This is a genomic window from Pseudomonas sp. S1_E05 (genome assembly GCF_056337105.1).
Window position 1 is genome coordinate 2,506,196 of sequence record NZ_JBFRHM010000001.1, and the last position, 14,089, is coordinate 2,520,284.

Sequence of the window (14,089 nt, forward strand, 5' to 3'; positions counted from 1 at the left end):
TTAGGTCCGAATTCCACTTGAGGTTCACTCATTATCCATCGAAACTTTCATTGTTGCCGACCAGTCAACTCAAAGGCAGATGCCGTGCATGGACTCAAGGAACGACGCGTTGGACACACCAAGAGCCGCCACGGCCCCGGACACCCAAAATAGCCCGACTCCCGAGCCGCAAAGTCGGTGGCGTACCTTTGTATTGCCAGCCAGCATTTTTTTGAGCGGAATCGTCATTTCTGTCACCCTGGGCGCGATGGACGTGCACGAAGAGGCACAGGAGGCCGCCGCCCAAGGCATGGTGGAGCTGGCCGGAGTCAAGGCTCGGCTGGAGAGCCAGGTTCGCTCGACATTCGATGTGACGGCGGGTATCGGACAACTGCTGAGCCTGGATGGCACCATCACTGCAGCGCACTTCGACGGCATGTCGCAACGAGCGATCGAGTCCCAACCGCACATTCATCACCTCTCTCTGGCGCCCAATGACGTCGTCAGTCGGGTATTTCCAATCGCCGGCAACCAACAGATCCTGGGCCTGGATTACCGTACGGTTGCAGACCAATATCCGGCGCTCGAACTCGCCCGCAAAAACAAGACGTCGGTATTGGCCGGCCCCGTCACGCTGGTGCAGGGCGGTCAGGCGTTTATTCATCGTCGCCCCGTCTTCGTCACTGATGCCTCAGGGGAAGCGGTGTACTGGGGCAGCACGTCCGTGGTCGCTGACGTGGATCGGTTGCTCGACGCGGGGGGCTGAACACCAGCAGCAGTCTGCGCCTTGCGCTGCGTGGCCGGGACGGCAGGGGTGCCTTGGGCGAAATGATCAAAGGTGATCCGCAGCTGTTCCAGGGCGATGCGCTGGTCACATCGGTCGATGTACCCGGTGGTACCTGGGAGTTGGCGGCATTGCCCGTAGCGGGCTCGCGCCCTGCGTCCCTGCTCGTGTCGCCACTGTTCCTCTCGGCCCTGATCGGCACCGGGCTGCTGACGGTGTTCGCGGCGCAACTGAGCAGGCGCAACCAACTCATCCGCCAGCGCCATACCGAGCTGGCACAGGAAATCGAAGAGCGCCGGGTGATCGAGAGGTCATTGGGCCAGAGTGAATCGCGTTTTCGTGCGCTGTTCGAGCGCTCCCCCGATCCTATCTGGATTCTGGGCCCGGGCGGTATTTGCACCCAGGCCAACGCGGCGGCGATGCGCGTTTTCGGTTTCGATGATCCCGCCACGTATCACCGAATCCGCACGACCGACATCTCTCCCGAGTATCAAGGCGACGGACAGTTGTCGACCGTCAAGGCACAGGCCATGTTGAAAACGGCTCTGGCCAACGGTGTGCACCGTTTCGAATGGCTGCACAAGCGCGGCGATGGCAGCGTTTTCCCGGCCGAGGTCACGCTGTGCTCGGTCAATCTGGCTGACGAGCCGATGCTCTACGCCGTGGTGCGCGACATCTCCGACAGGAAGAAGGCCGAAGAAGCCTTGCACACGCAGAAGGCCCTGTTGCTGGAGATCGTCGAAAACGCTCCATCGCTCATCTACGTCTATGACACCGAAGGCAAACTGCGGCTTTGCAACCGCATGTTCGAGCAGGCCGCCAATATTTCCTTTGAAGAAATGAAAGGCCAGACGCGGGAGTATTATTTGCCCACGCAGGAGGCCCACACGCTGCGCGAGAACGACAAGAAAGTGCTCGAAACCGGCGGCATACTGCATTTCGAGGATCAACTGGTGCAACAGGGCGCGACTCGAACTTACCTGACCACCAAATGCGTGCTCAGAGGGGCCGGTGGCCAAGCCTCAGGAGTCCTGGGTATTTCCACCGACATTACCGCGACCCGGCAGAACAGCGAACAGTTACGCCTGGCAGGCATCGTTCTGGACAATACCGCCGACGGCGTGATCATCACCAACGCCCGCGGCCACATCCTGTCAGTGAACGCGGCGTTTACCCATATTACCGGCTTCAGTGCCGAGGAATCCGTCGGCTTCAAGCCCAACATTCTTATCAGCGACAAACAGGACAATGCGTTTTACCGCGACATCATCGAAACCCTGAAGCTCACCGGGCTGTGGCGCGGGGAGTTGTGGAATCGCAGGAAAGACGGCGAGCTGTATCCACAATGGCTGACTATCAACGCGGTCTACAATGACAATGCAAATATCAGCCACTACGTCGCGGTGTTTTCCGATATGGCGGCCATCAATCAATCCAGGTCCGACCTGGAGCGCGTCTCGCACTACGACCCTGTCACCGCCCTGCCCAACCGCTCGCTGTTCCACGAACGATTGCAGCATTCACTGGACCTCTCGCTGAGCTACAACCAATCACTGGCCGTCGTCGTGCTTGACCTGGACAGCTTCAAGACCGTGAATGACAGCCTGGGGCATTCGATGGGTGATCTGCTCTTGCAGCAGGCGGCGTCTCGTTTCCTGGCGTGCGTACGAGCAGAAGACACGGTTTCACGGTTGGGCGGGGATGAGTTTGCACTGATTCTCAACAACCTGACTCATCCCACCGACGCGATCATCATCGCCAAGAAGCTACTGGCCTCACTGCAGGAGCCCTTCGACCTCAAAGGCACCTCGACGCTGCTGACTGCCAGCATTGGTATTTCGATTGCCCCGCACGACGCCGAAACGCCCGAGCTTCTATTGCGCCAGGCAGACACTGCCATGTATGGCGCCAAGGACAGTGGTCGTAACGACTACCGCTTCTACCAGCCCGAAATGACACTGCGCGCCCAGGAGCGTATGAACAGCGAGCGCTTCCTGCGGCGGGCGGTGCTCAATCACGAATTCGAGGTCTGGTATCAACCCAAGGTCAATCTGGTCACGAACGCGGTCGAAGGTGCAGAAGCATTGATCCGCTGGCGCGACCCGATCAAAGGCCTGATTTCCCCTGCTGAATTCATTCCGTTGGCAGAAAGCACGGGGCTGATCATTCAGATCGGCGAACAGGTGGTCGACATGGTCTGCAAGGACCTGCGCCGTTGGGAGGATCAGGGCATTGCCCACGGCGTCATCGCAATCAACGTCGCCACCTTGCAGATCGATCGCAGCGACTACGTCGAAACCATTCGCTGCGCGCTGGACCTGTACGACCTGCCTGCCAGCGCGCTGGAGGTCGAAGTGACGGAAAGCCTGATGATGGCCAGCCCCGAACACTCCAGGGAGGTGCTGTGCACCCTGCAAAATCTGGGGATCACCACCGCCATCGATGACTTCGGTACGGGGTATTCGTCTCTGGCGTACCTGAAGATCCTGCCGATCAACCATATCAAGATCGATCGCACGTTCATCTCGGACCTGCCCCAGGACTCCATAAACGTGGCCATTACCAAAACCATCGTGGAACTGGGCCATGCACTGGGCTTCAAGATCATTGCCGAAGGCGTTGAAACCGAAGAGCAGCATCGTTTCCTTGAAACAATCGGCTGCGACCAGGGTCAAGGTTACCTATACGGACGTCCGATGCCGGCGCAAGACTTCGAACAGTGGCTGAACGCACGACATTGAACCGAGTGTCATGGCACAGACCCCGTACGGCACTACACTCTCTGGGCACTGAACTAAAATGACTTCTGAAGGCAGGGCCGGCGCCATCCGTTCGCCTGTCGCACACACATGCACATCAAATGGGTGACCAGGGAGGCAACAACGACCGCCATGCGATTACACGATTTCATTCTCAAACACATGGAACAGATTTTGGCGGCCTGGGTTACGTATGCCAGGACGATAGATACACCCATGCCGACGATGGACGCCAAAGGGCTGAGAAATCACGCTCAATTCATTCTGGAAACAGTGGCGCGGGACATGCCCAGGACCCAGACCGAGCAGCAGCAGATTGCCAAATCCGAAGGACGGGGCCCCGATATTGACGGCGATTCGCCCGCCGATACCCATGCCAGGACACGCCTTGTCGCCGGTTTCTCCATGGATCAGATGGTTTCTGAATACCGGGCACTGCGCTCCAGCGTGCTCAGGCTCTGGATGGCGGAAAACGCTTTTGACGAAACTCATCGGATCGATGACATGATTCGCTTCAACGAAGCGATCGATCAGGCGCTCGTTGAGTCGATCAGAACGTACGGGCAGGCCGTCGAGTCGACGCGCAAGACCGTGTTGGGTGTCCTGGGGCATGACCTGCGCTCGCCGCTTGGCGCGGTGATGATGGCCAGTGACCTGCTGCGAGAGAGCGTTCACCTGTCCGACCGCGAACGCAGACTTGCGACGCAGATCAGCACGAGCGTGCGGCGTGCCGACTCGATGGTCAATGACTTGCTTGACCTGGCGCGGGTCAACCTGGGCACCGGGCTGCCGGTCAATCGTCAACCCTGCGAGCTGAAAGGTTTGTGCGCCTCGGTGGTGGAAGAACTGCGCACCGGTTTCCCCGCCGTACAGCTCGTGCTGCACGCCAACGAAAACGTCAGTGGGCAATTCGATCCTTTACGCATGGAACAGGTGTTCACCAATTTGATCGCCAATGCCATCCGCCATGGGGATGCGCAGCAACCGATCCACGTGACACTCAAGCGCGACGGGCACCGCACTCTGTTCAGCGTGCAGAATCGTGGTGAGCTCATTCCCGCACAAATCATGCCTCACCTGTTCAATCCAGAAGGCCGGTATTCCAGTTATGCCTCGGGCGAAAAAGGCTCATCGTCCGGATTGGGGCTCGGTTTGTTCATCGCTGCACAAATCGTAGAAGGACACGACGGCAGCATTGAAGTGCAATCCACACCTGATCAAGGCACTATCTTCACCGTGCTGCTGCCCAATGCCTGAGGCATGTCACGGCGCGAGGATGACGCGGTTTCGATCAGTAGATGATCGACCACCTGCAAGAGCGCTTCATGGGGTTGGCGACCGCTACTGATGGACGTTTGATAAACGACCCGTTGCCGCCCTGCACTGCTGCCCTCGCGGATTATGTGCCGCAACTCATCGAAGACGTCCTCGACACCCAATGATCGCGCTGTTGCCCCCAATATCTGCTCCGCCAGGGACAACCATTGCTCAAGGGTCAAGGCACGGTCGAAGCCCTCGACGAGAAACATAGCGTTGGTGCCAGACCTCTTTGCTCGCCAGCGGTTCTCCATCAGTGTCCAACGGGACGTCACCGAGTAGTCAGCCCCCGCACGAGGCTGTGCAATGGCGTAGGCAACCAGCACCCGGAACAACGACGCCAGGCTCAGCGCATCCTTCAAACGAGGGCAGGCGTCGGTCATCCTTAATTCGAGCGTCGGGTAGCTGGAGGATGGACGCACCGCCCACCAGCAGCCACTGGCTTTCTTCATGGCGCCATTGGCGATGAGAAACGACACGTAGTCATCATAAGCGCGCTGATCTTCCAGGTATTCCGGCACGCCCATGCGCGGCCATTCATCGCAGGCGGTCTGACGATAGCTGGCGAATCCGCTGTCATCCCCCTGCCAGAACGGTGAGGAGCAGCTCAATGCCAGGAGCAACGGCGTCCAGGGCAAGACCTCGTTCATCACCCGGATACGGTCCAGGTCAGCTGGAACCTCCACGTGCACGTGCAGGCCAGAAAGCAGGCTGCGCCGGGCGACATATTGATAATCGTCGAACAGCTGCCGGTAATGCGCCTGGTCGGTGGGGTGTTGCACACGCCAATCACCCAAGGGATGGCTACCGGCGCTGAGCAACCCGAGCGCAAAGGGTTGCAATACCTGCTGCAAGGTTCCGCGGGCGTTGACCAGGTATTCGGCCGCTTGAGGCAGGCTGGTGAAAACCGGTGAGGCGACTTCGATTTGCGCCTGGAACATCTCGTAGGCGAAGGCGTGTCCCAGGGCGGCCGTGCACTGATTGGTCACCTCGCACGGGACTTCCCCGGGCACCTGTCGAGAGTCCAGATCGGTGAGGAAATACTCTTCTTCGATGCCGAACTTCAGTGGCTCGTTCATGGCCCATTCCCCTGCGCTAGACGAGGCGCCGACCGCTGGAACGTGACGGGTGGTAGTCCTCACCCGCGACGGCCCGCAAATAGGCGCGGTCTGCCTCGGCGCGCAGATCCCGCCACTCCTGCCAATCCACCAGACCGTTGCGATCCATCTCGTCCGCATGGCGTATCAGCGTCTCATGGTAGGCGTCAGGGCAGTTCATGCGCAGCGTGCAGTCCTCGAGCGCTCGATGCCAGGCATCCAGAGCGCAGAGCCGCTGGTGTTGGAGGGGTGTCAGCAAGGGCTTGAATGAACTCATGGCGGCATCGATCCGGGGGTGTTTTGGTATGGAACACCCGGGGCGGTGCGAGGTTCAGGTCAATTGATGAGGGGTGTGGTGTGGGGCTGGCCTCTTCGCGAGCAAGCCCGCTCCCACCGGAGCTCCGCGTTGTCCACCCCCTGTGGGAGCGGGCTTGCTCGCGAAGGGGTCCGTACAGGCACTCAAGATGCCTGTTGTTGCACCAAGTGCACATGCAACTGCGCAATATGCTCCGGTCCAATGCCGCAGCACCCGCCGATGATGTTCGCACCTGCCGCGACCCAGGCACTGGACCAGTTCAAATACGAGTCCGGGGTCAAATCGGCGCGAATCTCCAGCAATGTGCTATTGGCTTCGGCCTTGGCGGTGACCGCAGGAAACGCATTGGCGTATACCCCCAATTCAATCGCCTGCCCGACAATGACTGACCGCGCCTCGGCCAGCGCCGCAGCCATCACTTCCGGCTGGCTGCAGTTGAACAACACCGCCTTCGCGCCCAGCTCAGCAGCCATCTGCACCGCCGCTCCGACTGTTTCGCCAGAGCGCAACCGTGGCGCCCCGTCAGCGTCATCCAGTAGCGTATACGACAGCCACAGCGGCTTGGGCTGCGCACCCAACGCTTCTACCACCGCTCGCACTTCGGCGATGGAGCTCTGGGTTTCCGCCAGCCAGACATCGACGTGATCGCGTAGCCCGGCAATCAGCGTTCGATGAATGGCAACGCTGCGCGTGTGATCGAACAGGTCCGGCCGGTAAGACCCCAGGGCCGGCGGCAACGAACCGGCCACCGTGACCGGCTCCGGATTTTCACTGGCCGCCTGGCGTGCCAGCCTTCCTGCGCGCTCGGCCAGCTCCAGGCCCTGCTCGCCAAAACGCTCCTCACCGATGTGAAATGGCACCACCGCGTAGCTGTTGGTGGTGATGATTCGGGCCCCGGCGGCGATGAAGGCCTGGTGTGCTTGCAGCACGAACTGCGGCGATTCGATCAGCGCCAACGCCGACCATTCCGGCTGACGGAACGGCGCGCCGATGCGCTGCAATTCCCGCCCCATGCCACCATCCAGCAAACGTACGGTCGTCATCAGTTGGCACTCACTTTCTGCGCAGGACCGGCCAGCCACTGATCAATAACGGCAGGGTTGGCCTTGACCCACGCCTTGGCAGCAACGTCCGCCGGTTGCTTTTCCTTTTCGATTTTCAGGATGAGGTCATTGAGCTGCGACGGCTCGATGGCAACGTTCTGCAAGAATTCGGCGATTTTGGGCGCACGTTTTTGCAGGGCAACCGAGGACAGCACGTAGACCTTGGCGTCCGGGAACGCGCAGGTAATACGACTCTTGTTCAGCCAGTCCGGGTCGACCGTCGGGCTGATGAATTTCCAGCAACCGTCGGCCTTGTACAGCGGGTCATCCTTTTTGTTGTCCTGGGCATAACCGTCGAAAGCCGGCTCTTCCAGGCGACGCAGGTCGAAGGCGGAGAAAATCCAGTCCGGGGTGTACGCGTAGAAGATTACGCCTCGCTCGGCCTTGTAAGCCGCCGCCAATTTGGAATAAGTCACCGAGGCCTCGGTGGAGATCGACTCGAATTTATCGGCGAACTGGTAATCCTTGGCCTTGATCTCGCCGATGTAGGTCGACTCCCAACCCGCCGGCCCTACCAGCAACTGCGCCTTGCCGCCGCCCAGCGGTTCGAAGAGCTTGGCCACTTCCGGTTTCTTCAGGTCGTACACCGACTTGACCCCGTACTTGTCCTGCACATAGCCGGGAATGTAGAAGCCCTGCTCACCCACGTAGGGCTGCTTGTTGGGCACCAGTGAACGGGTGCCGCCAGTGACGTATTTGGCCCAGGCAGCAGACTGGTTGGGCAGCCAGATGTCGGTCAGCACATCCACCGAGCCGTCGCCCTTGGACGCTGCGCTGAACAGCACCGGAACATCCCCGGCCAGGTAGGAAACGTCTGCATCCAGGCGGGTTTGCAGGACTTCGCCCAGGATGTGCTGAATGGCGATGGCGCCGGTCCAATTCTGTTCGCCAATGACGATCTTGTCCTTGGCCATGGCCGTGACAGGAGCGATCAAGGACGCCACGAGTGCCGCCGTGCCGAAGCTGCGCGATAGAGATGTCTTCACGATAAGTCTCACTTTCAGTGGGAGAGGTGGTCTTGCTTGCGCAAGCTCGATTGAATGATTCGGTCAGGGATCAGTGCACACACGACAATCGCAATACCGGCCAGCACGCCCTCGCCGCCCTTGATGTTGCGCAACGCGGTCATGACGTCGTAGCCCAGGCCGCCGGCGCCGATCAGCGCGGCGACCACCACCATTGACAGGCTCATGACGATGGTCTGGTTGATCCCCAGCAGCAGCGAGCGGCGCGCCAGTGGCAGTTGCACCTTGATCAGGGTCTGCCAGGGGCTGGCGCCGTGGGCGACGGCGGCTTCGACCGCGTCCTTGGGCACTTCCTGGATGCCCAGCGAAGTCAGGCGAATCATTGGGGCCAGGGCGAAAATGACGGTAGCGATCACTGCCGGAGTCTTGCCGACCGAAAAGAACGCCACGGCAGGAATCAGGTAGACGAAGGTCGGCAAGGTTTGCATGACGTCCAGCAACGGCGTGAACAGTCGGCGCACCAGAGGCCGTTTGGCCAGCACGATGCCGGTGGGCACACCGATCACCAGGGCGATCAACACCGAGGCACCCACCAGCGCCAACGTGGCAATGGTGTGCTCCCAAAAGCCGAACAGGCCGATGTACAACAATGCCGCACCGCTGGTGAGCGCCAGGCCCCAACCGGCAGACCGCCAGGCCAGGAAGACCAGTGACAGTGCAGCGACCGGCCATGGCAGCCAGCCCAGCATGTTTTCGACGCCTTCGATGACCGTGCGCACCGCGACGATCACACCGACGAAAGCCCCTTCGAAGGTGATTTGCGACCAGCCGATAAAGTCGTCAATGCTTTGCGCAGTCACCAGCATGACCTGGCGATTGATCGGAAACTGCAACAGCGCGTGGGTGGTTTCGGGAGTGATCACCCGCCACACCACCAGCGCCTGGGACGCCAATACCACGGTCAGGGGCAGCAGCCAACCAGAGGCGTGGGAGCGCGAGGCATGCCCGCTCAGGGAAATCGCGGCAAATCGGCTGGCAGCCAACACCAGCAGCGCAACGACCACCGTCCATGCCGTTGCGCTGGCAATGCCCTGCCCGAGCGCGGCCAAAGCCCCGAGTTCGGCCGCAAAGGTGGCCCAGAATAATCCGCCCTTGCCCCTTGCTGCCAAGGCCGCAGGTCCCAGGAACAGCGCTTGCCACCACGGCAGCCCAGACGTCACCGGCTGTTCGCGCAGTTCAGGTTGCCCCGCCTCGGTCGTCAGGCTGTTCACCGCCGATGGCGTGGCTGAGGTTGGCTGGCAGTCACGGAAAAAATCCGCGACTTCAGCATCGACGGGTTGCTCAAGCAATTGTTGCGGCGTGCCCAGTTGCACCAGCCGCCCGCGCCGCAACACCGCAATACGATCCGCCAGGCGAATGGCTTCGGCCGGGTCGTGGGTGACCAGCAAGGTCGTGATTCCGCGCTCGCGAACCAGGGCGAGGAAATGCTGTTGCAGGTCTCGGCGAATCGTCGGGTCTAGGGCACTGAACGGCTCGTCCATCAGCAGGAAGTCCGGCTCGGTGACCAATGCCCGGGCCAGGCCGACGCGTTGCTGCATCCCACCGGACAGCTCCTGCGGGTAATGCTCGCCCCAGCCCGCCAGCCCCACGGCTTTGAGTTGCACGGCGGCGGAGTCCAGCCGGATGACTTCCGGCTCGCCGCTCAGCTCGAGCGGCAACGCCACGTTCTCCAGCACGGTGCGGTGGGGTAACAGGCCGAAATGCTGGAACACCATGCCGATGCGACGCGACCTGAGCGTGCGCAGATCGCTGTTGCTCAAGCCACTGATGGCCTGGCCTTCGATCAGCACTTCACCCTGGGTCGGTTCGATCAAGCGATTGATGTGGCGCAACAAGGTCGACTTGCCACTGCCGGAGGTGCCCATCAGGCACAACACTTCACCGCGTCGTACCTTGAGGCTGACATCGTTGACCGCTGGCAAAGTCGCCGCGCCCTGGCTGCGTGTGTAGGCCTTGGTGACGGCCCGCAGCTCAAGCACCACGTCGGTTGGGGCAACGGACCTTTGCGCAGGTTCCAGACCTGTCGCCAATCGGGTTTGTATAACTGACACGGCCGCTCCCTGCACATCATCTGACGCAAAAAAAAGCGCCTGGCTGGACAGCGAGGCGCTCTGCATGGGCATAAAGCTAAACGATCTTAAAAAATGAAATAAATAATATTTTGGAATTAGCTTAGTCGACGGTGAACCTACAGATCACAGTTTTGCACCTGTAAACGATGTCTCCGGTTTCTACCCAAGCCGCAGGATGCGCAGTCGACACAAAAACCTGTAGGAGCGAGCATGCTCGCGATGGAGGCCCAGACGCCGCGGGGCATCAGGCAGCCCTCATCATCGTTGACGACCATCGCGGGCAAGCCCGCTCCCACAGGGGCCGGGCAAGCCGCAGGATGTGCAGTCGACACAAAAACCTGTAGGAGCGAGCTTGCTCGCGATGCAAGCCCAGACACCGCAGGGCATCAGGCAGCCAGCGTCATCGTTCACAAGCATCGCGACGGTTCGACGCCTCGACAAGCCCGCTCCTACAGGAATTGGGTAAGACCAGCCGCGATATGTACCACCACGTATCCCCTACCCCCACGGCTACCTCAAGATACAAAACACCCATAGTTCGACACGCCGCAGATACACCCCGCCCGCCTAATGAGTTCACCGCACAGGCGCTTACCTCCCCCGCTTCGCCGTGCTCTTACCGGAGAACAAAAATGTCTCGATTCAAGACTGCCGTCCTCGTTACCGTCGTCGCTCTCGGCGCTCTTACCGGCATCGCCCACGCTGAAGAAACCAAAAGCTGGCAAAGCGGCCTGCACCGCACCGACCTGCTGCGCGCCGACCTGGGTGCCGCCGACCGCGAGGTGATCCAGGTGCGTGTGGACTTCGATGCGGGCGTGGCGGCGCCGAAGCACTCACACCCCGGCGTGGAGATCGCCCACGTCGAGAGCGGTACGTTCGAATACCAACTCGAAGGCCAGCCACCGGTGACGCTGAAAGCCGGTGATTCGCTGTTCATTCCCGAAGGTGTCGCCCACACGGCGAAGAACGTGGGCTCAACCACCGCGTCGGAGCTGGCGACCTACGTCGTGAAGAAAAACACGCCGCTGCTGATCCTGTCGAATTAAGCAATACCTGTCGGGAGGAGGCTCATTGAGTCGCCGCCTCTTCTCGCAACACCCTTCCCACCTCGATCTGGATGGCGTAGGCCGGCGCCTCCACCGCGTTGAAATCCGCGGTGTAACGCTGGGCAAAACCGGCAACACCCCACTCCTGATACTGCTGCACGTGCTTGAGCTCATGGGCCCACAGCGCGATGTTCTGCCCGGCGTCTTCAGCGGTTCGAAAAACGATGATGTCGATCAGCGTCACCGCGCCGATGTCAGGGTTTTGCAGCATGGCGTTGGCGGCGTTGAGTTGACCGTCGTCGCTGATTTTGTAGCTCACGGCGTCGAGCACACTGGCGTCGTACCAGCGCAGCAGTTGCTCACGTACAGACGCCGGAATGGGTTGAACCCCAGCACTCGCGGCTTCGGCGCGCGACTGGGTCAGCCATAACGCCAAGGCGGGCGCTGCAACCTGATAGATGCCATCCGGTACACCAGCGATCTTGCCCAGGTCAGGCAGGCAGATGCAGCCGTTGAGGCACACCTGTTTTTCGCCTGCCGGGCAGGCGCTGTCCTGAGCCGCCAGTGGGAGGCTCAGGCAAAACGCCAGCAGCGCCACCAGGCGCGTGGTTATGGGCGGCATCAAGGCTTGCGTCCTGGAGATGGAGATGCCCCTTAGCGTAGCTGCGAACGGCGCAGCCCTTGAAGCCAGCATGTCAGGTAGCAGCAGCTCGTCGCCCTCGCGCATTCAAGGTCCAGGCGATGCCACCCAGCACCAGCAGGATACCAATCGCCTCGTTGGCGCCGGGCAAGGCCCACAACATGAGGTAGCCGTAGACGAGCGCACACAGGGTTTCGAAGACGATCATCTGCCCGCTGAGCCCCAGCGGCAAGCGCTGTGCAGCGCTGTTCCACAAGCCGTTGGCCAGCCACGACCCGCAAATGGCCAGAAACAGGATCACCAGGATAAACACGGTCATGCGCCCGCCGCTCAACGTCGTCGGCAGAATCTGCGGATTGAACAGGCACACGCCGATGCTGGCAAACAACGCGACAACGCCCGTTGTCACGCCTTGCAGCGTCGACCATTCACTGGGGCTGAAGCGCAGCGTCTTGAGGTGTCCGGCATTGCGCAAGGCAAACCACGACCAGGACAACACGCCCAGTCCTGCGAGGAATGCGCCAAACGCCCTGTCGCTGTTGCCCTGGCCATGGAGGATGTCCATGATCGCCGGCACATTGATCCACGCTGTGCCGATGCAAATCAACACCAGGGAGATGTACATCGACCCGCTGCTGCCACCGCTGGTTTTCCTGCCCATGAGCATGATCGCGACCGGGATCAACCCATTGATCAAGGAAGCAATCGCCACCCCGGCATATTGGACCGCCGCGCTCAGCAGGATGAAATAGACCAGGTTGCCGGTCAGCGCCAGCTCCAGCAAAATCAGCACATCGCTCTTGCGCAGGCGCCCCAGGAGCTGCCGGGCGCGAGGCAACGCCACCAGCACGGCGAACAAGCCATACACCAGAAAACGTGCGCAACTGATCACCACCGGATGCACATCGGGGATCATTGAAGGCGTGACGATTACCGCCCCCCATAAAGCGCCTGCCATCATGGCATGGACTATTGCTGTTCGCATCGCGGCTACCCGTTGATTAATGCCACGATACTAGGAGAAATCGCCGCGCCGATGTAACGAAAACGCCGCATACTGACATTCCTTTTCGGCATACCTTGGGCACTCCCAGGATGTCATGGCGGTCGACACCGAGCGCAAAGGTGAATGCGTGCGAGTGAACGAATTCGCAGCGGTCAACGGGTGTGAGGGGCCTATGCTAACGTGCGCTCATATCCATCCCGCAGTAAGTGAATCCCATGCCCATCGCCGACAACCTGCTCGCCTTCACCCTCGCCGCCACCCTGCTGACGCTGACGCCGGGCCTGGACACCGCCCTGGTCTTGCGCACCGCCACCGTGGAAGGTCGGCAGCAAGCGTTTCGCGCCGCGCTGGGCATCAACGCCGGTTGCCTGCTGTGGGGGGCGGCCGTGGCGTTTGGCCTGGGTGCGCTGATTGCGGTGTCGGAGCTGGCCTTCAACATCCTCAAATACTGCGGCGCGGCCTACCTCGCCTGGCTGGGCCTGAACATGCTGCTGCGCCCGCGCAGTTCATTATCGCCGGTGCAGGCTGACGCCAAACCCAATGCCAACTGGTTCCTCAAGGGCATGATGGGCAACGTGCTCAACCCCAAGATCGGCATTTTCTATGTGTCGTTCCTGCCGCAGTTCATCCCCCAGGGGCACAACCTGGTTGCCTGGACCTTTGGCCTGGTGAGCATTCACGTGGTGCTGGGGCTGATCTGGTCCACCACCTTGATCGGCGCGACCCAGCCGCTGGCAAGCTTTCTGCGCCGCGAGAAAGTCATCAAGTGGATGGATCGCGCCACGGGGATGCTATTCGTGCTGTTTGCGGCGCGGTTGGCGTTCAGCAAGCGTTGAAATAGGCACTACGGAGTGCAAGGTGTTCCGCATTATCGTTGACGACCATCGCGGGCAAGCCCGCTCCCACAGAAGATCAAAAGCGTTACGCGATCCCCTGTAGGAGCGA

At 60.7% G+C, this 14,089-nt stretch carries 12 protein-coding genes; 5 read left to right on the forward strand and 7 right to left on the reverse strand.

What is annotated here, in order from left to right; translation table 11 throughout:
- The first annotated feature begins 109 nt into the window (after window positions 1-109).
- The 3 genes from AB4N33_RS11570 to AB4N33_RS11580 all read left to right on the forward strand — a co-directional run bounded on the left by AB4N33_RS11570 (window position 110) and on the right by AB4N33_RS11580 (window position 4,779).
- Window positions 110-745, forward strand: a complete 636-nt coding sequence (locus AB4N33_RS11570; protein ID WP_476457346.1) for a CHASE domain-containing protein — start codon at window positions 110-112, stop codon at window positions 743-745.
- Window positions 746-807: 62 nt separating this feature from the next.
- A complete protein-coding gene (locus AB4N33_RS11575) occupies window positions 808-3,504 on the forward strand; it encodes a sensor domain-containing protein (RefSeq protein ID WP_476457347.1) in 2,697 nt (898 codons plus the stop codon).
- Between the two features lie 150 nt (window positions 3,505-3,654).
- A complete protein-coding gene (locus AB4N33_RS11580; RefSeq protein WP_476457348.1) occupies window positions 3,655-4,779 on the forward strand; it encodes an ATP-binding protein in 1,125 nt (374 codons plus the stop codon).
- Here AB4N33_RS11580 and AB4N33_RS11585 read toward each other — a convergent pair.
- The 5 genes from AB4N33_RS11585 to AB4N33_RS11605 form a co-directional block, all read right to left on the reverse strand.
- On the reverse strand, window positions 4,740-5,918 hold the full coding sequence (locus tag AB4N33_RS11585; protein ID WP_476457349.1) for a carboxylate-amine ligase: 1,179 nt from the start codon (window positions 5,916-5,918) through the stop codon (window positions 4,740-4,742). The two genes, AB4N33_RS11580 and AB4N33_RS11585, sit on opposite strands and share 40 nt — an antisense overlap.
- A 16-nt stretch (window positions 5,919-5,934) precedes the next feature.
- Window positions 5,935-6,213, reverse strand: a complete 279-nt coding sequence (locus tag AB4N33_RS11590; RefSeq protein WP_460116544.1) for a hypothetical protein — start codon at window positions 6,211-6,213, stop codon at window positions 5,935-5,937.
- 182 nt (window positions 6,214-6,395) lie between these two features.
- A complete protein-coding gene (locus AB4N33_RS11595) occupies window positions 6,396-7,295 on the reverse strand; it encodes a homocysteine S-methyltransferase family protein (RefSeq protein WP_476457350.1) in 900 nt (299 codons plus the stop codon).
- A complete protein-coding gene (locus AB4N33_RS11600; RefSeq protein ID WP_460139633.1) occupies window positions 7,295-8,341 on the reverse strand; it encodes an ABC transporter substrate-binding protein in 1,047 nt (348 codons plus the stop codon). Before AB4N33_RS11600 ends, AB4N33_RS11595 begins: the two co-directional genes overlap by 1 nt.
- A 14-nt stretch (window positions 8,342-8,355) precedes the next feature.
- Window positions 8,356-10,422, reverse strand: a complete 2,067-nt coding sequence (locus AB4N33_RS11605) for an ATP-binding cassette domain-containing protein (protein WP_476458808.1) — start codon at window positions 10,420-10,422, stop codon at window positions 8,356-8,358.
- A gap of 662 nt (window positions 10,423-11,084) precedes the next feature.
- Between AB4N33_RS11605 and AB4N33_RS11610 the strand changes: the two genes are divergently transcribed.
- Window positions 11,085-11,498, forward strand: coding sequence for a cupin domain-containing protein (locus tag AB4N33_RS11610; protein WP_476457351.1), 414 nt, complete (start codon window positions 11,085-11,087; stop codon window positions 11,496-11,498).
- 22 nt (window positions 11,499-11,520) lie between these two features.
- On the opposite strand, the gene AB4N33_RS11615 is transcribed toward AB4N33_RS11610, so the two are convergent.
- Both AB4N33_RS11615 and AB4N33_RS11620 read right to left on the reverse strand, forming a co-directional pair.
- On the reverse strand, window positions 11,521-12,120 hold the full coding sequence (locus AB4N33_RS11615) for an eCIS core domain-containing protein (protein WP_476457352.1): 600 nt from the start codon (window positions 12,118-12,120) through the stop codon (window positions 11,521-11,523).
- A 73-nt stretch (window positions 12,121-12,193) separates the two neighbouring features.
- Entirely contained in the window at window positions 12,194-13,123 is a 930-nt protein-coding gene (locus tag AB4N33_RS11620) for a DMT family transporter (protein WP_476457353.1), read from the reverse strand.
- Between the two features lie 236 nt (window positions 13,124-13,359).
- On the opposite strand from AB4N33_RS11620, the gene AB4N33_RS11625 reads away from it, so the two are divergent.
- On the forward strand, window positions 13,360-13,980 hold the full coding sequence (locus AB4N33_RS11625) for a LysE family translocator (RefSeq protein ID WP_476457354.1): 621 nt from the start codon (window positions 13,360-13,362) through the stop codon (window positions 13,978-13,980).
- Window positions 13,981-14,089: the final 109 nt, after the last annotated feature.